Genomic DNA, 21400 nt, shown 5'->3' on the forward strand with positions numbered 1-21400 from the left:
GAATTAGGTGACAAAGAACATAGAAATAGCTTCGAATAATTTACTAGTTTCTGTTATCTTATTTTTAATCCATTTTTTCATATTAGCCCAAAATTTTTCTATTGGATTTAAGTCTGGTGAATATGGGGGTAAAAAAATAACCTTACAACCTACTGATTCTATTAATTCTTTCGTCTTCTTTGATTTATGGAAACTAGCATTATCCAGTACTACAACCTGTCCTGCTTTTAATTCTTTAATTAAAAACTTCTCAACCCAATTATTAAATAGTTCTGTATTACAAGTTCCATTAAACACAAAAGGGGCTATCGGCTTATTATTTACCAAACCAGCTATGATATTAGTTCTTTGATACTGTTTACCACTTTTTTGTCCTAGCAACAATTCTCCTATCTTACCCCAACCTCTATCTTGGCAAATAGTCCTATCTATACCACTTTCATCAAGATATACTATTTGCTCTTTGTCATATTTACTGACCTTTTCTAAATATTCAGATCGTTTCTCTGCACTTGCTTCCAAATAACGTCAATTCGGGATAAGGATATTGAGAACATGTAGATTAAAATCAAATTTTGTTGAAGGTTTATTTTTCTTTAATGAATAAGCAACAAGAGTAGATAATATATGGACAAAGGCATTTATTGGTGATCTATGTCTAGGGTGTGTCATCAATTGAGCCAAATTACCATGGAAGCCATATAAACAGCACCCAAAAAGTTCTGAGATGTTTTGTCATATCGTGTTGCAATAGCTCTATATTGCTTCAATTTTGCAAAAAAGTTCTCAATCAAATGCCTAGCTTTATATAGGTCCTTATCATACTTAGCTGGATTCACACGATTCTTCTTTGGGGGAATCACAGCTATACATCCCTTATCTTTCAGCTTATCTCGCATACGTACATCGGCATCATAAGCCTTATCAGCAAGTACAGCATCCGCTTTCGTCAATTCATTCATCAAAACATCAGATCCTTGCAAATCATGAGCTTGACCCGGGGTAAGATGGAATCCCGTTGGATTCCCTAGAGCATCACATGTGGCATGGATTTTAGTACTCAGCCCCCCTTTACCTCGTCCAATTGCTTGGTCATCATCTAACTCTTTTTTTTAGCACCGGCACTATGTTGATGAGCCCTAACAATGGTTGAATCAATCATGGCATACTCGTTATCAGCATCTTCAGCCAGCATCTCAAAAACCTTTTTCCACACACCTGTCTTGCTCCACCTTGAATGACGTAGGTGAATCACTCGAAAATCTCCAAAACGTTCAGGTAGGTCTCTCCAAGGTATACCAGCCCTATATCGATACAAGACTGCTTCTACAAATAGGCGATTATCCTTGGCTGTTACACCAACAGACTCTTCCCTTCCAGGTAGCTTATCTTTAATCCGATCCCATTGATCGTCACGTAGAGCATATCGACGCATAGAGAAAATTTATCCTTAATTTTTTCTCTATTACACAACAAATAAACGCTCCTGTCAACTTAATTGATGACACACCCTAGTATGTTCAAGGTTCATTTTATTTTTTAGATAATCAAAAACTGTTTCAATTAAGTTACGCTTTCGAAGTAAGATTTTTTCTTTCAAATCCATTAATTTATTTTCCATATTCTTCTTAATTCCATGAATCATTTTTAAGCCTCTTTCATATAAATTTAAGAACAAATTTTGCTTAATATAACCTTTATCAGCTGCTATAATTCCAGTTAATCTTTTTGTTAACTCCGGTACTGGAATCCTATCATCTACATTGCCTTTGGTCACTTTTAATGCCATAAACTCCCCTTTATTATTGATTATTACATGTAATTTAAAACCATAAAAATACCCCATAGAGGATTTACTATGTTTGGCTAATCCTTTAAAAACTTTATTGCTATAACGCCTTTTATTGTGACAAGCTTTAATCGTTGTAGAGTCAATAAAATAAATACCTGTTTCCTCACCAAACAACAAATGAATCAACATATTTAGCGGTATGAATAATCGTGCCATTAATTCAACAAATCTATTATAACTCAAGGCTTTAGGGAAATCATCCTTATGCATGCACTCTATATAACTTTTATAGAAAAATTTAAAATTCTTAGCATAGGATGTATGAAACATAATTATTATTGTTAACATTTCACTTAAACTCATGCTACAACAGCGATTTCTCTGCTTATTTGATGGTAATAACTTTCTCTGTTCATACTCCAAATAAATTTTACAAAAATCATCTATAAAACTATATAATTCTGTGATATCTTTTTTCATGCCTGTAGTTTGTTTTTTTGTTTAAAAATATAAATACTGCAGGCACTCCTTTTTGACAATCCTTTTATCTATTACTATTTCATCTATATCTTATCCCAAACTGACGTATAATCCCTTTATTGAAACAAAAAATTATTTAAATAATGATGATTTTGAATTGATGGAAAAAGTACTTAAGACTGTAATAGAAGAGATAAAAAACCTTAAGTTAGAAGTTACTGAAGTCGATCTAGGGTGTGTCATCAATTAAGTTGACAGGAGCGTTTATTTGTTGTGTAATAGAGAAAAAATTAAGGATAAATTTTCTCTATGCGTCGATATGCTCTACGTGACGATCAATGGGATCGGATTAAAGATAAGCTACCTGGAAGGGAAGAGTCTGTTGGTGTAACAGCCAAGGATAATCGCCTATTTGTAGAAGCAGTCTTGTATCGATATAGGGCTGGTATACCTTGGAGAGACCTACCTGAACGTTTTGGAGATTTTCGAGTGATTCACCTACGTCATTCAAGGTGGAGCAAGACAGGTGTGTGGAAAAAGGTTTTTGAGATGCTGGCTGAAGATGCTGATAACGAGTATGCCATGATTGATTCAACCATTGTTAGGGCTCATCAACATAGTGCCGGTGCTAAAAAAAAGAGTTAGATGATGACCAAGCAATTGGACGAGGTAAAGGGGGGCTGAGTACTAAAATCCATGCCACATGTGATGCTCTAGGGAATCCAACGGGATTCCATCTTACCCCGGGTCAAGCTCATGATTTGCAAGGATCTGATGTTTTGATGAATGAATTGACGAAAGCGGATGCTGTACTTGCTGATAAGGCTTATGATGCCGATGTACGTATGCGAGATAAGCTGAAAGATAAGGGATGTATAGCTGTGATTCCCCCAAAGAAGAATCGTGTGAATCCAGCTAAGTATGATAAGGACCTATATAAAGCTAGGCATTTGATTGAGAACTTTTTTGCAAAATTGAAGCAATATAGAGCTATTGCAACACGATATGACAAAACATCTCAGAACTTTTTGGGTGCTGTTTATATGGCTTCCATGGTAATTTGGCTCAATTGATGACACACCCTAGTCAATATTATGTTAGAAGTGTTTAATTACTCGAAACCCGAACCCAAAAAAGAACTAGAGAAAAGGTTTATTAATTGGATATTACAACAACGCATACAAAAAAAGTAAATTTGGGGCAAAAGTGAATATTTTATCAAATTGTTATTAGTTTTTACACTTACTCAAAAGATCTATACTTCTAAAGTGGGTTGCACCAAATTTTTCTATGAGTTGGGTGCTAAATTTTATATACCAAAATTTATTTGGTAAATTGCAAGTCGCTTTTGCTGCAGCCCAATACAGGTAGCTTACTTCATCGACATTTTTCATATTGTCCCGATAATTATTATAATATAATACTTCTGCTGAAGCATAGGATTCAGCCGCCTTTTCATTCTGACCAAGAGCTGCTAATGCATCTCCTTCTGCAACAAAAGCCTTTGCTAAATATGTGTCTGATGAAATGCTGATATCTTTATTAGGTCTAGCTGGGTCATTAATGAATATGGTTTTAGCCTTGCTGGCATAGTTTATAGCTTTATTAGTATTACCTAAACCTAGCTCTGCTCTTGACATTTGGATAAAAATGCGACCAAATACTTCATGATCATCTTTTTTAGAGGGTTTATGCATATTATATAATTGTTTAACTTGAGCATAGGCTTCTTTATATTGGCTAAGAGCATTTAATATCTCAGCTCTAAGTACATAACTATTCGTAAATAATAAATTATCTTGGTGCAGCCTAGCCTATTACTGAGAAATACATTTACAGCACCATTGATTTGTTCTAATGCTTTAGTATATTCTCCTAAAGTAAAAAGCAATTTTGCTTTCGCAACATATATATAAAAAAGTTCACTTTCGTCTACTAAACCATCACTAAACATCTTTTCAATTATCTGAATATTTTCTTGTGCCTTTTGAATTTGCCCTAATATAGTATAGGTCGATGCTAAGTTATACAATATATTGTATCTATAAGAATTATACCCTTTTATACCTTTAAAAACTTCTTGTGCTTTTTTATAATATTCAAGTGTTACATTATAATCTGAATATTTGCTTTTATAATATGCAGCTATTAATCCTAAATACCCAGCATATATGCGTTTCTCATTATTATTCATAAATAATAATTTTAATTTACCCTCTTTATCATTTTTATTAAACCACTCAACTAGTTTTTCTGCATTATAATAATCAAAAATATTAAGATAACTATTAAGTACATGAAATCTTAATTCCATCACTTTATACTTTATATTATATTTTTGTGCGTTCTTTAGAATTATTTCCATGTTTTCCCTAATGGTTTTTGTGTTTCTAAAAATACGTCCCTTAAGTACATTTTTTGGTATTCCATCCATTAACTTAGTAATAATATCTTCTAGATAACTTTTATTATTCTTATTTCCATTTAGTTCCATGATCTTATTAGCAATAACATCATGCATTTCAAAAACAGGATTGGTTTCATTTGGATCAGTATTAGAAATTAAAGCAAATTTAGACAGTTGATAAATATCATCATCAATGGTGTTTTTGTCATCAGCAATAATCTTCAATAGTTCCTTGGAAAAAGCTTGGTTATTGATTAAAGCTATCTTATTCAGTAATCTTTTAGCATTTGGCTTTAATTCCTTAATTGCTAAAGTAATATTTAATTTAATTTTATCAGCAGAATCTCGTATCCTCTTTTTATATTCTTCTTGATTTAAACCCGGTACTTGGTTCAATAACTGTGTACCTTGTACTATCAATATAGGATAACCAACAAATTCTTGAACTAAAAATTCTGCTAGTTTAGGATCATCTTTTTCTAAAATATTATTAGCAAGAGTAATAGCATCATTTTTTTCAAATGCCGTCATTTTGACTGTATTAGCTAATAGTTCACTGTCTTGGGAAGCAAAGATAACATGACCATTATGTTCCCAATTAACAAATTCTTGCACCTTATGATTTTCTTTGATCTTTAAATTATCAAATACTAACAACCATTTTTTCTTACTAGATAAGTAAGACAATACTTCTTTTTTTACTGTTCTTACATCTTCTGATATTAAATTAGTCTTAGCTTTTTCATTAATTGATTTTGCTAGTTTTAGAAACTCTTCATTAATATCTAAATTGCAATCAATGAACCAAATAAGATCATAATTATTTTTATTCTCATAGGTGTACATTCTCGCAAGCTGAGTCTTGCCCATACCACTAATGCCAACGAGACTTGTTTGTCTATACTTGATCAAATTATTCTTAACTAAAGTTAATTGTTTAACATGATCTACAAAATAGCTTACTGGTATAACAAGATTGGATATTTCTGCTTGAGCAACTGATGTATAAGGCATTATTAATACCATTATTATTAATAAATATTTTTTCATTTTTTCTTTCTAATATTATTCACATATTTAGCAAAATCTAACACTTGCTCTTGTTTTTGTACTGATTTATTTATTACTATAGGATAAATAATCTCAACTATATTAGATTCATCAGTAGAAGATACACTGTACTCAAACTTATGCTCCTTTAGAGATTTGAATATTTTACGACAGCTAAGTAGAAATACATCCATATATTCTAACACTATAGTTTCAGATATATCAACCATTCTTTCTTCGTTTAAAGGGAAACTGTCATATTCAATAATAACTTTTTTTTCGGTAAATCTTATTTCCATTATTTTAGGAACTTCACTTTGTCTATCCATAAATTCCATTAAATTAAAAATAAGGCTAAAAATTAACTGATAAAAAACTTCGGTCGCACAATTAATGTTAATTGTATCTATAGTTTTTTTTATCTTTAAAGCTACTCTAATAAAATAAGGTGAAAAATATTCTTTTAAAGACTTAGTTAAATTTACTATATTTATTTTTTCAGGAGATGTATCATATAAGCACATTGGAAATAAATAGTCACTTGGGGATATATTCTGAATTATTTTCTCATTACCTAGTATTATCCCCATTTCTTGCTTGATATACATCTCAGTTGCTTTTTTTATAAAGAGCTTCTTTAGTTTTTGATTAATTTTTTTGTTGCTCAGTAGCGTATTATTAATCTTCCTTTCTTCGTGTAAGTCATGTTCTAATATGGACAATCTTTCTTCTATTATTTTTGTTATTTTTAAATACAAATACAAAAATAACAAACAAATAAAAAAGTTGAAATAGCCGTTATCAAAGTATTTTTATATATTTTTCTTCTATTCAAAAGATAAAAACTAGAATTTTTGTTAACTCCAACTTTTATGGTTAAAACTGTGTTTAAATCAATTTGATAATCTTTTATTATATTAAAATTTTGCTTATAGTCTAAACCAAATGCAACACTATAATCATTGATTATAATTGCATAACCTATGAAATTGGGGAATATTCTATTTAAATTCTCCCTTAGTTCTTGTAAATCAAATATGAAATCTTCTGCTGAATTTCTGATAGAAATTGTATATGGTTTATTTTTTATTGTATTCTCGCTTATACCATTATTTGTTCTTGAAAAATTTTTAAATAAAAAAAGGTTTTATTATCGCTAGATTTGTTGAAGACTGTTGTTAAATCATGAAATAATAAACTACCAACACTATCTAAATAACCAGTAAGCATTAATTTCTCTTTTTCTTTTTGTAGATGTAAAAGGTAAATATAAAAACCAATATTAAAAAATAAAAACATAATAATAGCAATAATGAACGGTTTGAATTGTTGTATTAATTGTTGCATAATATTAGTTTGAATCAAAAAGACTTGTACTCGATCTATTGCATTTGATAGTTTATAACTTACTATAACAATTTACAAGTTGTTAATTATATCAATATATGTTGTAAATATATTCCATCAATTTCAATGTGATAAATTGTACAGCAAATTAGCAAGTTTGCAAGTCAGAACGTCCTCGCTAAGTAAGAGGCTTGAAGATGCCATTTACACTCCTGATAAATAATACTGCCCAAATCACTAGTTACGCTAGCCTCATGATTTATAGTTAACAACAGGATATGCTACATACTCAAGGTTAATCCTTATGACATCCGTTCGTAGTCTTTATCCCAAATAGGATGAGTCTTTGCTAACATACGAAGTCTCCGAAATTTAGATCTTCAATTCGGGATACAGTTTACCCATCCTACCACTAATATAACTGATCACGTTATATTTATCATGGCTTATTTATTGTATGAATTCGGGATAAGGTTATAATTTAGAGGCCTATCGACGTTATACATGTCAAAAATCACCATAAGGGATTATACGAACTTTGAGATTGTAAAGATGGTCTACTGATACTAGGTTAGTGGAATTTAGGTTCAGAATTAGCAAACAAACTTTTCTACTTTTTAATGATTTTTATTATTAATATTTAAACTTAAGTTGAGTTATTTTTGCTTATTCTTTATAGTTATTCGTATAATATGTTTTATATGTACCGTTAGGGCATAATTTATTTTTCACCAGTTTCATTATATGAAAAAATCTTTACTATTAATCATATTATTAATCATTAATACTAGAACTTTGGCAAAAGAACAAATAACTAATTTAATCACCCCAGTTAGTTATTTTGTCAATCATGAGCAACAACTTAAAATCCTTGATGAGCATTTAAATAAATATAGACAAGCAAGTATAGTTGGTACTAGTGGTATAGGTAAAACTCAACTGATTAGGATGTATGGCTATGAGAATAAAAATAATTATGATCTAATTTGGTTTTTTGATTGTAACCTTGATTTTAATGAGCAATTTGTTAAATTAGCCAAACAACTCAATACTATCAAACAAACTAATATATCTGAAGAAGTTGCTTTAGCAAAAAAAGAAGTAATATCATATTTAACTTCTACTAATAAGTGGTTATTGGTGTTTGATAATCTAAAAGTTAATGAAAATACAAAAGTACAAGATTTTATTGATTGGGAACATAATGGTAATATAGTGTTTTGTTCGCAAGATAATGAAAAGTTATCTAATATTATAGCAATGCCCATACTTGATAAGCCTACTATTATAGCTTTAGCTAATAGCTTATTGGATAATAAAGATAACAATAGTGTTGAATTTTTAACGCAATCTTTTAGTGGTTATCCAATATTGATAGTGCAAGGAACTAAATTACTTAACAAAATTAAAGGTTTAGATAAAGAGGAGTATAAAAAGAAAATCTATCAATCAACTGATAAAATAGCAACAAATATTAATATGGTTATTCAACAATTAAAACCAAGTGCAATAAAGTTGCTGAATAAAATAGCTTTATTAAATAACCAAAGTTTTTCAAAACAGCTGCTTACCATCATTACTGATCATAAAGATACTTTAGATGATGATATATATCAATTATCTAAGTTTATGCTAATTAGCAATATTAATTTTAGTGAGAATAATCCTATTTTTGAAATGCATGACATAGTTAGCAATAAAATAATGGAACTAAATGGTGATAATAATAAAATATATTTAGAAAATATTATTACCAAATTACCTAAAGTAAAAGGAACTCACTCAGGATATTTGTGGAGAACTGCCCAGACCATACCAGAAAATTTAGAAATTCTTTTAAGTAACTCTGAAAAATATAATATTAATATATATACAATCATGATCTTAAGAAGTGAGTTATTTTCTCTATATGTAAACCTTCATAATAATAAAGCACAACAAATGGTTAATTGGTTTATTCAGAAAGATAAGAATAAAGAATTTAAATTGTGGCAAATGTATGAAAATCAAAAATTTTATTATGCTAGATACTTAGGAGCGATAGGAACATATCATAAAAAAATATTGCAAAATTTTGAAACATCGATTCCTTATTTTACTAAAGCATTAGAGATTTTAGATAAACTTGATGATGATGAATCCAATTATTCTCTTAAATTTAATTTAATATCTCATATATATGACTCTTATGTACTTTTAGGTAAAATAAAGTTTGCTGAAGAATTGCTTGCGAAGATAGCAAAATTAGTAAAACACGGAAACATACAAGAAGCTGATATGTCTATAATATATTCCTCGAAAAGTGTATTATGTGAGATGCAAGGAAAATATCATGAAGCTTTAGAATATGTAGATAAAATTATTGAGCTGTTTATAAAAAATGGCTCGCATATTCATGACCTATATTTTGCTGAAACTTATATATCTAGAGCAAAGATGTTAAGTTTTCTTGGTAGATATCAAGAAGCTTATACTCAATCTCAACAGCTATATAATATATATAAGCCTATCAAGAATGAAGATAATGAAATATTTGCAAATATTTATACGGAAATGGCAAGAAGTATATTAGGTTTAGATAAAGTAGATCAAGCTTATGAATATATTAAAAAAGCTATTTCCATATTTTTAGCAAGTGAAAATAGCAATTTTACCCAAAATAGGCTAAAGCATGCCATAGAATCTTATAAAAAAGCGTTTGTTATATATCATTATTTATATAAAGATAAAAGTAAAAATATTGCTCAAGTAAGTGAGTTATATAACAAAGGAGCAAAAGCTGCCTGTAAAAGCAAAGATTTATATAATTATAAATTCTTTGGCAAGCCACAAATTAAGGAGTTTGGCATACACCATCCTAATACCGTTGATATGATTGAATATTGCAAGCAATATGATATGGATTTGTGGACCAAGAATCATTAAGCATTAGTTGTGTCAACCAGCAATTATAAAAGTCAATCTAGTTTATTCACTGAAATGGGTCTTATATCTTAAAAACATGTTATAAGTAGTTATAAGAGGGTGACTTGATGGATTTTGGACTGAAAGAGTCGTAGACAGAATAAGTATCCTCTTAGAAAGTCTTCTTTGAACAAATTGTAGAAGGTGCTGCAATGCAGTAGCCTTGCACAATAAGATGAAGGAGATTATACTATGAATAAAATAATAGGTCTAGGGTGTATCATCAATTGAGCCAAATTACCATGGAAGCCATATAAACAGCACCCAAAAAGTTCTGAGATGTTTTGTCATATCGTGTTGCAATAGCTCTATATTGCTTCAATTTTGCAAAAAAGTTCTCAATCAAATGCCTAGCTTTATAGAGATCCTTATCATAATTAGCTGGATTCACACGATTCTTCTTTGGGGGAATCACAGCTCTATACATCCCTTATCTTTCAGCTTATCTCGCATACGTGCATCGGCATCATAAGCCTTATCAACAAGTACAGCATTCGCTTTCGTCAATTCATTCATCAAAACATCAGATCCTTGCAAATCATGAGCTTGATCCGGGGTAAGAGGGAATCCCGTTGGATTCCCTAGAGCGTCACATGTGGCATGGATTTTAGTACTCAGCCCCCCTTTACCTCGTCCAATTGCTTGGTCATCATCTAACTCTTTTTTTTAGCACCAGCACTATGTTGATGAGTCCTAACAATGGTTGAATCAATCATGGCATACTCGTTATCAGCATCTTCAGCCAGCATCTCAAAAACCTTTTTCCACACACCTGTCTTGCTCCACCTTGAATGACGTAGGTGAATCACTCGAAAATCTCCAAAACGTTTAGGTAGGTCTCTCCAAGGTATACCAGCCCTATATCGATACAAGACTGCTTCTACAAATAGGCGATTATCCTTGGCTGTTACACCAACAGACTCTTTCCTTCCAGGTAGGTTATCTTTAATCCGATCCCATTGATCGTCACGTAGAGCATATCGACGCATAGAGAAAATTTATCCTTAATTTTTTCTCTATTACACAACAAATAAACGCTCCTGTCAACTTAATTGATGACACGCCCTAGTCGGAGTATTAATAATTTTCAAATCTGCTTGAACAAATTTGCTCATAATTACCTAACCACATATTTTTAGTTACTCAATAACACTATGCACTTCATACTTTACGCAAGCTGTCTTGGTCTTGATAAATACGATAAATATTTTCAATTGCTTGCTCATAAGCAATAAGTTCTTGTATAGTCCAATTAAACTGGCTAAAGATATCATAAGCCTTATTTAGCTCAGTATTAATACCAGCTATATTCAACATGCCACTAGGCAGTAACTCTCTTATCTTTGCTGCCTGTGTCTTTTTATATTCATTGTGATTTGCTGTACCAAATTCTGCTATATCATGCATCTCATTGGTTCGTACCTGCATTTCCACATCACGTCTCGGGTTACCGATACTCGTAACAATATGCAAGGAACGATAACCATTATCTTTAGGATAATCAATATAGTTCTTTTTCTCTGCTGTTTTAACAGAATAGATGCCACGGATAATATCCAACACTTTATAACAATATTCTAGCTTATCAACTATAAATCTAAAAGCAACTAGGTCAGTTAATTCGTTAGTCTTTAGTATCATCTTATTTAAGGCAGAACAAGGGTCTTTTAATCTGTAATATGTTGTTGCTGCTATATCATTTTCACTTAGCTTAGTACTAATAATATCGGCTATTTTACGTAAATCGTTAATATCTTGAGATTGCATATTTGCTATTTTAGTGCAGTTGTAATGAATTTGTTTTTTAAATAATATTATGGTAGTCTTTAATGCTAACAAATAAAAATAAGCTTGTCAATTGCTAGTAAATCATATATTGAATAAGTAATAGGCAATTATACCTACTGAGAGTAAACATATACAACCTAATTTGTTTGGTACTCAAGCATAGCAAACAAAAAAACTAATAATAAATTATCATAATGGTCACAAAGAAGTCCAAAAAGTTAAAGAAGCCGAAGCATGATGAAATTGTTAAAGTAGCAATGGAAAATCCTAGAGTAGCTTATGATTTTCTTAAAACTCATTTGCCTAAGGATGTGCTGGCTATAATTGATACTTCTTCTTTAAAAGTAGAAAACGCAAGCTTTATTGAACCAAAGCTTACTCGTAGTAGCTCGGATGTATTATTTTCGGCTAAATTTAATGATCAGGATGGTTATATTTTCATTTTGCTGGAACACCAAAGTACCGCTGATAAGTTCATGGCCTTCCATTTATTTAAATATATGACCCGGATTTGCGATCGATATTTAAAAAACCACCCCAAATCTAAGCATCTACCGCTAATATATCCTTTGGTGCTGTATAATGGCACTGAAGAGTACGATGTAGCACGCAATTTATGGGATTTATTTGGCACTAATAACCACCTTGCACGCGAGTTTTGGATGAATGATTATCAGCTGATTAATGTTCATAAGATTCCTGATGATGAATTAAAAGAAAGGCCATGGTCTGGCCTATTAGGTTCTGTTGACAAAAATTTTAACGTAACCATATTAAAGTTCCAACGAAATTTAGAAAAGCTAAAAAAGTGGCTGGAGCTTTATCAAATCTAGAAAATATACGCCTAAAATGTTTGATTTTACCAAATAAGCACTCAATTAAATGTCGTTCCTTATAAGTATGTTTATCATATTCACGTTGTACTTTACGGTTAGATTTTGGTGGTATAACAATCTCACACCCCTTATTTTCTAAACTTTCTACAAATGCACTACTATCGTATCCTTTATCGGCTATCACAGTCGTATTCTGAACATCTTGAGTAAGATTTCCCGCTTGAGTTATATCATTTCTTTGCCCAGCAGTTAGTATAAACTTTAATGGATTACCAAGGGCATCAACAAGGGCATGAATTTTAGTACTAAAACCACCTCTGCTTCTACCTAAAGCCCCTTCTTCTTGATTACCTTTGATATATCCAGATGAGCAAGCATGTGCTCTCACAATAGTTGCATCAATCATAATTGATTCCATATCTGCATCTACTTTAACATAATCCATTAAATCCTCCCATATACCTTTGTCAACCCATCTCTTAAATCTGCGATAAATACTGTACCAACAACCATAATCATCAGGTAGAAGACGCCATTGGCAACCTGTTCTAACAATAAACCATATTGCTTCAATAAAATGTCTCATTTTTTCTTCATTCTTGTTGTGTATACCATTTTTTTTCTTAAAAAATGATAAAATTACTTCCCATGCTTGTTCTTCTATGTAATACTTCATATTGGTAGTTCCTTTTTTTGATAACTAGAAACTACCATTTCTTCTTACTATGGCAACTTTTTATTCCTCTTTCCTAACTATAATTTTTGTCAACAGAACCTAATATCTACAAAAAACCAACAAAACTTCAATTAGAAAAAAAGGAAAGAGAAATGGGATTATCAAAACTTTCTGATATTTCTGAAAGTCAGTTTTCTTTTGATAATATGAAATTCAAGCAAAAGTAAGTTTTCTTATTTTTTGAATCGTAAATATAATTTCAACAAAATATTTGCTAAACCTTGACTTTACAAGAAGTATATACTATATTCAATAGTATATAATGTATCAAAAGTATACCTATGCATACAATCACATCAAAGCTACCAGATGATCTTTATAATAGACTAGACCAACTTGGAAAAATTATAGATAGAAAGAAAAGTTATCTTATCAGAAAAGCAGTAGAGGGCTTTTTGGAAGAAAGGGAAGATTATTTTATAGCTTTAAACAGATTAGAGCAAAAAAATCCTAGAATATCTTTAGAGCAGTTGGAAGATAATAATGACTTGGAAAGTTGAATTTGATCTCAAGGCTGTTAAAGAATTTAGAAAGCTAGATAAAACATCGCAAGGGTTGATCAGTAATTATTTTAAAAATAAGGTACTAAGATGTAGCCATCCTAAAGATTTAGGCAAGTCAATGCAATATGATTATGTTGGATTATGGAGATATAGAATAGGAAAGTATAGAGTGATTTGTAGCATAGAAGAAGAGCTATTAACAGTGCTTGTTTTAAGAGTAGCGATAAGGGATGAGGTTTATACTCAATGACCACTTACATTTTATAGTATGAATAAGGCTAATAATAAGTATATTGTTATAATAATTATTAACAGTACATAGAGCATCCTAGTTTATCGGCGGGGATTTGTGCTTTGGATACCAATATACGTCAATTCGGGATAAGGATATTGAGAACATGTAGATTAAAATCAAATTTTGTTGAAGGTTTATTTTTCTTTAATGAATAAGCAACAAGAGTAGATAATATATGGACAAAGGCATTTATTGGTGATCTATGTCTAGTATGTTCAAGGTTCATTTTATTTTTTAGATAATCAAAAACTGTTTCAATTAAGTTACGCTTTCGAAGTAAGATTTTTTCTTTCAAATCCATTAATTTATTTTCCATATTCTTCTTAATTCCATGAATCATTTTTAAGCCTCTTTCATATAAATTTAAGAACAAATTTTGCTTAATATAACCTTTATCAGCTGCTATAATTCCAGTTAATCTTTTTGTTAACTCCGGTACTGGAATCCTATCATCTACATTGCCTTTGGTCACTTTTAATGCCATAAACTTCCCTTTATTATTGATTATTACATGTAATTTAAAACCATAAAAATACCCCATAGAGGATTTACTATGTTTGGCTAATCCTTTAAAAACTTTATTGCTATAACGCCTTTTATTGTGACAAGCTTTAATCGTTGTAGAGTCAATAAAATAAATACCTGTTTCCTCACCAAACAACAAATGAATCAACATATTTAGCGGTATGAATAATCGTGCCATTAATTCAACAAATCTATTATAACTCAAGGCTTTAGGGAAATCATCCTTATGCATGCACTCTATATAACTTTTATAGAAAAATTTAAAATTCTTAGCATAGGATGTATGAAACATAATTATTATTGTTAACATTTCACTTAAACTCATGCTACAACAGCGATTTCTCTGCTTATTTGATGGTAATAACTTTCTCTGTTCATACTCCAAATAAATTTTACAAAAATCATCTATAAAACTATATAATTCTGTGATATCTTTTTTCATGCCTGTAGTTTGTTTTTTTGTTTAAAAATATAAATATACTGCTCGTAAATGAAGAGTTGGTAGACGAAGATCAAAATCAACAAGTGCTAGGAGTGTCCAAGCCGAGGAGCACAGCGTACATTAGTACGTGAGTACCGCAGGTCTTGGACAACGACAACGCAATTATTGATTTTCATCGAGTATACTGCAGGCACTCCTTTTTGACAATCCTTTTATCTATTACTATTTCATCTATATCTTATCCCAAACTGACGTAATACCATTAAATTACGTGTTTTAAAGCTATTATATACTGGTATTTGTTTTTTTATGTATTTTCCCAGCTTAAAAACAAAGATTCTTCTGTAAAAGCCTTAAAAGCATCTTAAAACGCATTTGCTCTAATTTGGTTAAATCGTCATTAAAACAATCTCCCTTTATTGCATATTTCTGCTTTTTAGCATCCAATGAGTTAGTTGTTATCACTAATACTGTTTTGTAAGCTTTTTTTAAGTTTATTACCTAATAACGGTTGACTTAATGGCTAGGTTCTTGCAGTTATCCACAGAAGTTATCCCTTTCATAAATAATATTCTAAATATATTCTAAGATATTCTCAGCACCCCGCTAGACCAGTACTTATGCTGCTTAGCTGGGTGCGTGTATGACTTTTTCATAGTCGAATATTGCACTTATTCACATTAATTATGCACATTAATTAACATTTTATACTAGTGATATAATTATTTGTGATTTGTATTTTTTGAGCATATTATGAATAAAATTAATCTACCGAAAATTTTGATATTAAAAAATCTGCTAAGTCAATACTTATAAGGCTTAGCAGGAATTACTATGACTTTTTTATAGTCAAAGTCACTATAGTTATTCACATTTAATATGTCTTATAGTATAAAGTCATGATTAGTTATTAATTTTTGGTTTATTATGTATGGGGAATCTTATTTTACAGTCAAAAACTCCAAAGGTTTATAAAAATAAAAAATTGAATACTGCTAACTTTGGTGATTTTCATCTTACTGATTATCAAGTTTTCTTGCACTTAATTAGTAAAATAGGTGGTGTTGATGAATATGGGAAATATCTACAGCCAGAGCAGTTACAAAGAGAACACGTTTTAACTGCAAAGGAATTTAGTGAATTATTTAATGTATCTTTAGCTAACTGCTATGGAATTTTAAAACATGCAGCAAATAAATTAATGAAGACAGACCTACAGGTAGAAAGAATAGACTTACAGGAGGTGTGGCGAATAAATGTTTGTTCGATGGCTAAGTACAATAAGACAGAGGGTAGTATTACAATCGAATTTACCGATAGGATTATGCCTTATTTAGCTCAAGAGGTTAGAAAAAATTCGTGTTATATACTACTCATAAATGAAGAGTTGCAAAGATAGGAGAGATATTATAAAGTTTAGGACATTATGAGTAAGAATGTATTGACAGAAGAACAAAGAGAAAAGTTGAAGGAACGTCATAAGACAGAACGAGACGGACGCATACGTGATCGTATTAAGGCAGTTTTGATGTATGACGATGGGTATAGTAATGTAGAGATTGCTAAGGTACTACTCTTGAGCCACGAAGCGATAAGAAAACATATTGTTGATTATCAAAAAGCCAATAAGCTTAATACCGACAATGGGGGTAGTGCAAGCAAATTAAGTGATGGTGAGAAGACAGAATTAGTGACTCACCTAGAAGCAAATAATTATGTTTATGCGAAAGATATTATGCATCACATTGAGAACAAATATGGTGTGACATATACGATAACGGGAGTAACAAAATTACTATACAAACTGGGATTTGTTTACAAGAAGCCGAAAATAGTACCGGCTAAGCTGGATTTTGACAAGCAAGAGTTATTTAAGTTAAACTACAGTTTGCTAAAAGGGAATCTCAGAGATAAGGAAGCTATATATTTTATGGATGGTGTTCATCCTCAGTATCAAGCAAGGGCAAGGTGTGGTTGGATAAGAAAGAACCAAGATAAAACCTTACCAACATTCAGTGGCTGGAAAAGAAAGCACATGATTGGTGCTATTAACCTAGCCGATTTGCAGTTAGTAAGTACAGAGAACCCCAAAATAAATGGGGAGCAGATAGTTAATTTTTTACAAAAGTTAGAAGAGGAGAATAGTGACAAGGAGAGAATATATTTAATCTGTGACAATGCTAGTTACCACAAATCCAAGAAAGTCAAGGAATACCTAGTAAATACGAAAATAGAGCTAGTATTTTTGCCACCATATAGTCCAAATCTGAACCCAATTGAGAGATTATGGAAGTTTATGCACCGTATTACAACTAATAATAAATTTTATCATAATTTTGAACAATTTTCGGAAGCAATAAACAAATTTTTTAGCAACATCGGTGATTATAAAGATAGGTTACGTACCTTAATAAACGATAATTTCCAAACTATTACCGTTAACCATTTCTGCAACTCTTCAGGTTAATTGAGTATATAATCTTAAGGAAATAGTTAATTTTGGTAGTTTTTACACAACTCGCTTGTATGAGTTAATCCAAGAATTTAAAGAGACTGGATGGGTACGTAAATCGGTTGACCAATTAAGAGAAGGCTTTGCTGTTGGTGATAAGTTAAAACTTTATGCTGATTTCAAACGTAAGACCTTTATTCATGCCTGCCAAGAAATCAATAATCAATATAATCTAGATTTAAGATTTAAAGAAATTAAAAAAGGGCGTAAAGTGGTTGCTGTAGAGTTCTACTTTAACAAAGCTACAGTTTATAAGGTAGTTAATCAAAAAACTGGTATTACCAGTAATGTTTACCTAAAGCCAAAATCTCGACCTGCATCAAAAAAGAAAAGTGAACCGGAATTATCAAAACTTTCTGAGATTTTAGGAAATCAGTTTTCTTTTAATAATATTAAAACCAAGCCAAAGTAAATTGTATTAGTCTTTTTATGTTTAGCTAATAGGGGTTCTAAGCGTAAACCTCAGATTTTTCCGAAGGTAAATCAAAGTGCGATATAACGTTTAATGCCAAAGTTTCTACAGATAGAAGCTTTGGTTTTGCCAACTCTTAAAACTTCTTGGATTTTTTCTATTTTCTCGGGATTAATAGCCACTGGTCTTCCACCATATAGACCGCGACGTTTAGTCGATGTGAATTACCAAACGGCTAAAGACCATTTGGCTTCTTGGTTCAACGCTCCTTGTTAGAACGGGCAGCTCCCCAAGCTTTAGACGGTAATCCCTACCGCCTGTAAATTGTTTAGACCTTGATTTAGTATATTTATTGATGCGTTTAAATCCCGGTCTAATTGAGTACCACAACTTGGACAACTCCATGTTCTATCTTTTAGTGTTAGTTGATCATTAACAAAATTACAAGAACTGCACATTTTGCTAGAAGGAAAAAACCGATCTATTATATGATAGGCTCTACCATTCCATTTACTTTTATATTCAAGTTGTCTATGTATCTCATGCCAAGCTACATCGCTAATTGCTTTAGCTAACTTATGGTTTCGCATCATACCTTTAACATGTAGATCTTCTGCAATTATTACTTGGTTTTCGTTGATAATTGCTTTAGTAATTTTATGAATATAATCGCTTCTAGTATTTTTAATTTTCTCGTGAACAATAGCCACTTTATGCTTAGCTTTTTTTCTGTTATTGCTTCCTTTTACTTTTTTTGATAATTGTTTTTGCTTATATCTTAACTTGTTTTCTAAATTAGATAATGATCTGATATTGTGATACTTCTTACCGTCAGAACAAACTATTAAGTCTTTTATTCCTAAATCGATACCTATTGATTTTTCTATTAACGAAGAGGTTTGTATTTCTTTCTCAACAATGATAGAAATGTAATACTTATTTGTAGTGCTTTTAGATAATGTTGCTACTACAAATTTACCTTGTAATTTTCTATGTTCTTCAACTTTTATCCCCTCATTAAATTTAGGAAAGTGTATTTTATTATCCTCCAATTTAAAATGTTGTGGAATTGTAAAAGACTGCTTAGCATCTTTATCCTTAAAATTAGGAAAAGCATGAGTCTTCCTAAAGAACATTCTATAAGCACTATCAAGATGCTTTAAGGTTGCTTGTAGACTTTGAGAATTACAATCTCTTAACCACTCTTTTTCTCGTTTTAGCAAGGTTAGTCGTTTTGCATTATCGTAATAATTTAAATTACCTTTTATCCTTTTTGCTTCTATTTCTTCTTTATTTTTTAAATAGTGTTCCTTTCTTTCATTTAAAAAATAATTCCATACAAAACGCACGCAACCAAAGTGTTTAGAGAGTAATTGCTTTTGCTCTTTAGTCGGATATATTCGATATTTGTAAGCGAAATTAGTTTGCATTATTATTAAATTATACTATCATAGCATATAGTATAATACTTGTGGTATAATGTCAAACTATATTTCAAAAAATAGATGTAAATACAGCATAAAAATACACTTAATATTTGTTTGTAAATATAGAAAAAAGCTTTTGTCCAAAGCAATTTTAGATAATATTAAACAAATTATTTTTGAGGTATCTAAAAACTTTTCTTTCTCGATCGACATCATCGAAACTGACCAAGATCATATTCATATATTATTAAATATCACTCCTCAATTTGCTATTAGTTCTATTGTTAATCGCTTAAAATCAATATCTACATACAGAATATGGAAGTTACACTATGAATATTTAAAACAACAATTTTGGAAAGAAAATACTTTTTGGTCGGATGGTTATTTTGTTTGCTCGATTGGCGAAGCTAATGCCGATACAATTAGACGATATATTGAAACTCAAGGTAAGTAACGCCTTACATCCCACATGCTAAAGACATATGGGTTTTACGGCGTTCTTTATAAAAAATTACTAGAAATCCTTAATAAGCACAAAATAATTTACTAACTATGAAAATTAGAAGTATAATTGCTAATTTTCATAGTTAGTAAATTAAAATGCTTAGACAAAAATTCCTTTCACTAGTTGAGCAACATTTTCAAATTCATAAAGTTTGTGCATTACTTGGACCAAGGCAGTGCGGTAAAACAACATTTTCTCGACAATTTGCTAGTTTAAAAAAGATCCCCCAAATTAATATTTTTGATCTTGAAAATCCTTTAGATTTAGCAAGACTTAGAGAACCTATGCTTGCTCTTTCCGACTTACAAGGTTTCGTTATTATTGATGAAATCCAATATAAACCCAATTTATTTTCTATCCTTAGAGTATTAGCCGACAGAGAAAATATTAAGTTTTTAGTATTAGGAAGTGCCTCAAAAGACCTAATTAAACAAAGTTCAGAAACATTGGCTGGACGAATTGGTTACATAGAAATGACTCCATTTGAGATATCAGAAATTTCAGACACTAACAAATTATGGTTACGTGGAGGATTCCCTTTATCATATCTTGCTAAAAGTGATGAATTAAGTTTTTTATGGCGACAAAATTATATCAAAACCTTTTTAGAGAGAGATATACCAAATTTGGGATTCTCGATACCTGCAATGCAGTTACGTAAGTTTTGGATTATGATTTGTCATTATCACGGAGGGATATTTAATGCTTCAGAGTTAGGTAAATCTTTAGGTATTTCTTATCACACGGCAAAGCATTATCTCGATATTTTAGAAGGAACATTTATGATTCGAGTCTTGCAACCATGGTATGAAAATTTAAAAAAGAGACAAGTTAAAACACCAAAAATCTATTTTAGAGATAGTGGCATTTATCATACTCTCTTAGGACTAAATAATAGTGAAGCTATTATTTATAGCCCTAAAATAGGTGCATCTTGGGAAGGTTTTGCCTTAGAACAAACCATTAGATATTACAATGCAGAAACAGAAGAGTGTTATTTTTGGTCTTCTCATAACATGGCAGAAATAGACCTTTTAATTTTCAAAGATGGTAAACGTATAGGATTTGAATTTAAGTACACTGATACTCCTAAAATTACCCCATCAATAAAAATCAGTTTAGAAGATTTAAAACTTGATCAAATAAAAATTATTTTTCCTGGAGACATCAATTTTAAATTATCTGAAAAAGTAGAGGCTATTGGTCTAACATCCTTAATCAAAAACTTTCCTTGATTGCTAGAATTTGTGTTTATGATTGCAAGCCAATACATCTAAGTCTTACAGCTGCAATTTCAATATCTTGTATAGTATTAACTGGGACAAGCAAATGCGTTTTAAGATGCTTTTAAGGCTATTACACGTCAGTTTGGGATA

At 30.8% G+C, this 21400-nt stretch carries 23 protein-coding genes and 1 pseudogene; 11 read left to right on the top strand and 13 right to left on the bottom strand.

Features of this window, described 5'->3' with window-relative positions:
- Positions 1-3: 3 nt before the first annotated feature.
- The 4 genes from AAGD29_RS05240 to AAGD29_RS05255 form a co-directional block, all read right to left on the bottom strand.
- Positions 4-522, bottom strand: coding sequence for an IS630 family transposase (locus tag AAGD29_RS05240; protein WP_341757328.1), 519 nt, complete (start codon positions 520-522; stop codon positions 4-6).
- A 6-nt stretch (positions 523-528) separates the two neighbouring features.
- On the bottom strand, positions 529-672 hold the full coding sequence (locus AAGD29_RS05245; RefSeq protein ID WP_341757329.1) for a hypothetical protein: 144 nt from the start codon (positions 670-672) through the stop codon (positions 529-531).
- Positions 672-1435, bottom strand: a protein-coding gene (locus AAGD29_RS05250) for an IS5 family transposase (RefSeq protein WP_341757317.1) whose coding sequence is annotated in 2 segments (ribosomal slippage) — positions 672-1100 and positions 1103-1435 — 762 coding nt in all. Because the reading frame shifts where the segments join, the coding sequence is not laid out codon by codon here. The genes AAGD29_RS05245 and AAGD29_RS05250 overlap by 1 nt, the downstream gene beginning before the upstream one ends.
- 54 nt (positions 1436-1489) lie before the next feature.
- A complete protein-coding gene (locus AAGD29_RS05255) occupies positions 1490-2272 on the bottom strand; it encodes an IS982 family transposase (protein ID WP_341757330.1) in 783 nt (260 codons plus the stop codon).
- A 52-nt stretch (positions 2273-2324) separates the two neighbouring features.
- On the opposite strand from AAGD29_RS05255, the gene AAGD29_RS05260 reads away from it, so the two are divergent.
- Positions 2325-2522, top strand: coding sequence for a hypothetical protein (locus AAGD29_RS05260; RefSeq protein WP_341757331.1), 198 nt, complete (start codon positions 2325-2327; stop codon positions 2520-2522).
- A gap of 59 nt (positions 2523-2581) precedes the next feature.
- Positions 2582-3345, top strand: a protein-coding gene (locus AAGD29_RS05265; protein ID WP_341757317.1) for an IS5 family transposase whose coding sequence is annotated in 2 segments (ribosomal slippage) — positions 2582-2914 and positions 2917-3345 — 762 coding nt in all. Because the reading frame shifts where the segments join, the coding sequence is not laid out codon by codon here.
- 156 nt (positions 3346-3501) lie between these two features.
- Here AAGD29_RS05265 and AAGD29_RS05270 read toward each other — a convergent pair.
- The 4 genes from AAGD29_RS05270 to AAGD29_RS05285 all read right to left on the bottom strand — a co-directional run bounded on the left by AAGD29_RS05270 (position 3502) and on the right by AAGD29_RS05285 (position 7076).
- The gene (locus AAGD29_RS05270; RefSeq protein WP_341757332.1) at positions 3502-3969 is read right to left on the bottom strand and encodes a hypothetical protein; all 468 of its coding nucleotides are present in this window, start codon (positions 3967-3969) and stop codon (positions 3502-3504) included.
- Positions 3970-4022: 53 nt separating this feature from the next.
- Complete coding sequence (locus tag AAGD29_RS05275) at positions 4023-5729, bottom strand: tetratricopeptide repeat protein (RefSeq protein WP_341757333.1); 1707 nt, start codon at positions 5727-5729, stop codon at positions 4023-4025.
- Positions 5726-6487: a hypothetical protein gene (locus AAGD29_RS05280; protein ID WP_341757334.1), complete on the bottom strand. Its 762-nt coding sequence runs from the start codon at positions 6485-6487 to the stop codon at positions 5726-5728. The genes AAGD29_RS05275 and AAGD29_RS05280 overlap by 4 nt, the downstream gene beginning before the upstream one ends.
- A 343-nt stretch (positions 6488-6830) precedes the next feature.
- Complete coding sequence (locus AAGD29_RS05285) at positions 6831-7076, bottom strand: hypothetical protein (RefSeq protein WP_341757335.1); 246 nt, start codon at positions 7074-7076, stop codon at positions 6831-6833.
- A 744-nt stretch (positions 7077-7820) separates the two neighbouring features.
- Here AAGD29_RS05285 and AAGD29_RS05290 point away from each other — a divergent pair.
- Positions 7821-10001, top strand: a complete 2181-nt coding sequence (locus AAGD29_RS05290; RefSeq protein ID WP_341757336.1) for a tetratricopeptide repeat protein — start codon at positions 7821-7823, stop codon at positions 9999-10001.
- Positions 10002-10263: 262 nt separating this feature from the next.
- On the opposite strand, the pseudogene AAGD29_RS05295 reads toward AAGD29_RS05290, so the two are convergent.
- Both AAGD29_RS05295 and AAGD29_RS05300 read right to left on the bottom strand, forming a co-directional pair.
- Positions 10264-11029, bottom strand: a pseudogene (locus AAGD29_RS05295) (IS5 family transposase).
- 172 nt (positions 11030-11201) lie between these two features.
- On the bottom strand, positions 11202-11807 hold the full coding sequence (locus tag AAGD29_RS05300; RefSeq protein ID WP_341757337.1) for a bifunctional (p)ppGpp synthetase/guanosine-3',5'-bis(diphosphate) 3'-pyrophosphohydrolase: 606 nt from the start codon (positions 11805-11807) through the stop codon (positions 11202-11204).
- Positions 11808-12022: 215 nt separating this feature from the next.
- On the opposite strand from AAGD29_RS05300, the gene AAGD29_RS05305 reads away from it, so the two are divergent.
- Positions 12023-12661, top strand: coding sequence for an Rpn family recombination-promoting nuclease/putative transposase (locus tag AAGD29_RS05305; RefSeq protein ID WP_341757338.1), 639 nt, complete (start codon positions 12023-12025; stop codon positions 12659-12661).
- On the opposite strand, the gene AAGD29_RS05310 is transcribed toward AAGD29_RS05305, so the two are convergent.
- A complete protein-coding gene (locus tag AAGD29_RS05310; RefSeq protein ID WP_341757339.1) occupies positions 12588-13340 on the bottom strand; it encodes an IS5 family transposase in 753 nt (250 codons plus the stop codon). The genes AAGD29_RS05305 and AAGD29_RS05310 overlap by 74 nt on opposite strands.
- A 341-nt stretch (positions 13341-13681) precedes the next feature.
- Here AAGD29_RS05310 and AAGD29_RS05315 point away from each other — a divergent pair, with 341 nt between their 5' ends.
- Together AAGD29_RS05315 and AAGD29_RS05320 are read left to right on the top strand one after the other, a co-directional pair.
- Entirely contained in the window at positions 13682-13900 is a 219-nt protein-coding gene (locus AAGD29_RS05315) for a ribbon-helix-helix domain-containing protein (protein ID WP_341757340.1), read from the top strand.
- Positions 13884-14153: a type II toxin-antitoxin system RelE/ParE family toxin gene (locus AAGD29_RS05320; protein WP_341757341.1), complete on the top strand. Its 270-nt coding sequence runs from the start codon at positions 13884-13886 to the stop codon at positions 14151-14153. Before AAGD29_RS05315 ends, AAGD29_RS05320 begins: the two co-directional genes overlap by 17 nt.
- A gap of 121 nt (positions 14154-14274) precedes the next feature.
- Here AAGD29_RS05320 and AAGD29_RS05325 read toward each other — a convergent pair whose 3' ends face one another.
- Entirely contained in the window at positions 14275-15165 is an 891-nt protein-coding gene (locus tag AAGD29_RS05325) for an IS982 family transposase (protein WP_341757342.1), read from the bottom strand.
- Positions 15166-16096: 931 nt separating this feature from the next.
- On the opposite strand from AAGD29_RS05325, the gene AAGD29_RS05330 reads away from it, so the two are divergent.
- From AAGD29_RS05330 to AAGD29_RS05340, 3 genes are read left to right on the top strand one after another with little or no spacing between them, the layout of a single operon-like run.
- Complete coding sequence (locus AAGD29_RS05330; protein ID WP_410521134.1) at positions 16097-16564, top strand: replication initiation protein; 468 nt, start codon at positions 16097-16099, stop codon at positions 16562-16564.
- Between the two features lie 27 nt (positions 16565-16591).
- Positions 16592-17632: an IS630 family transposase gene (locus AAGD29_RS05335; RefSeq protein WP_341757344.1), complete on the top strand. Its 1041-nt coding sequence runs from the start codon at positions 16592-16594 to the stop codon at positions 17630-17632.
- A gap of 55 nt (positions 17633-17687) precedes the next feature.
- Complete coding sequence (locus AAGD29_RS05340) at positions 17688-18089, top strand: replication initiation protein (protein WP_341757345.1); 402 nt, start codon at positions 17688-17690, stop codon at positions 18087-18089.
- 296 nt (positions 18090-18385) lie between these two features.
- Here AAGD29_RS05340 and AAGD29_RS05345 read toward each other — a convergent pair whose 3' ends face one another.
- Positions 18386-19519, bottom strand: coding sequence for an RNA-guided endonuclease TnpB family protein (locus tag AAGD29_RS05345; RefSeq protein ID WP_341757346.1), 1134 nt, complete (start codon positions 19517-19519; stop codon positions 18386-18388).
- Positions 19520-19568: 49 nt separating this feature from the next.
- Here AAGD29_RS05345 and tnpA point away from each other — a divergent pair, with 49 nt between their 5' ends.
- Entirely contained in the window at positions 19569-19973 is a 405-nt protein-coding gene (tnpA, locus tag AAGD29_RS05350; RefSeq protein WP_341757347.1) for an IS200/IS605 family transposase, read from the top strand.
- Positions 19974-20119: 146 nt separating this feature from the next.
- Positions 20120-21259: an ATP-binding protein gene (locus AAGD29_RS05355; RefSeq protein WP_341757348.1), complete on the top strand. Its 1140-nt coding sequence runs from the start codon at positions 20120-20122 to the stop codon at positions 21257-21259.
- The last annotated feature ends 141 nt before the right edge of the window (positions 21260-21400 follow it).

The sequence above is a fragment of the Candidatus Tisiphia endosymbiont of Ditula angustiorana genome, from assembly GCF_964026425.1.
Classification (GTDB): domain Bacteria; phylum Pseudomonadota; class Alphaproteobacteria; order Rickettsiales; family Rickettsiaceae; genus Tisiphia.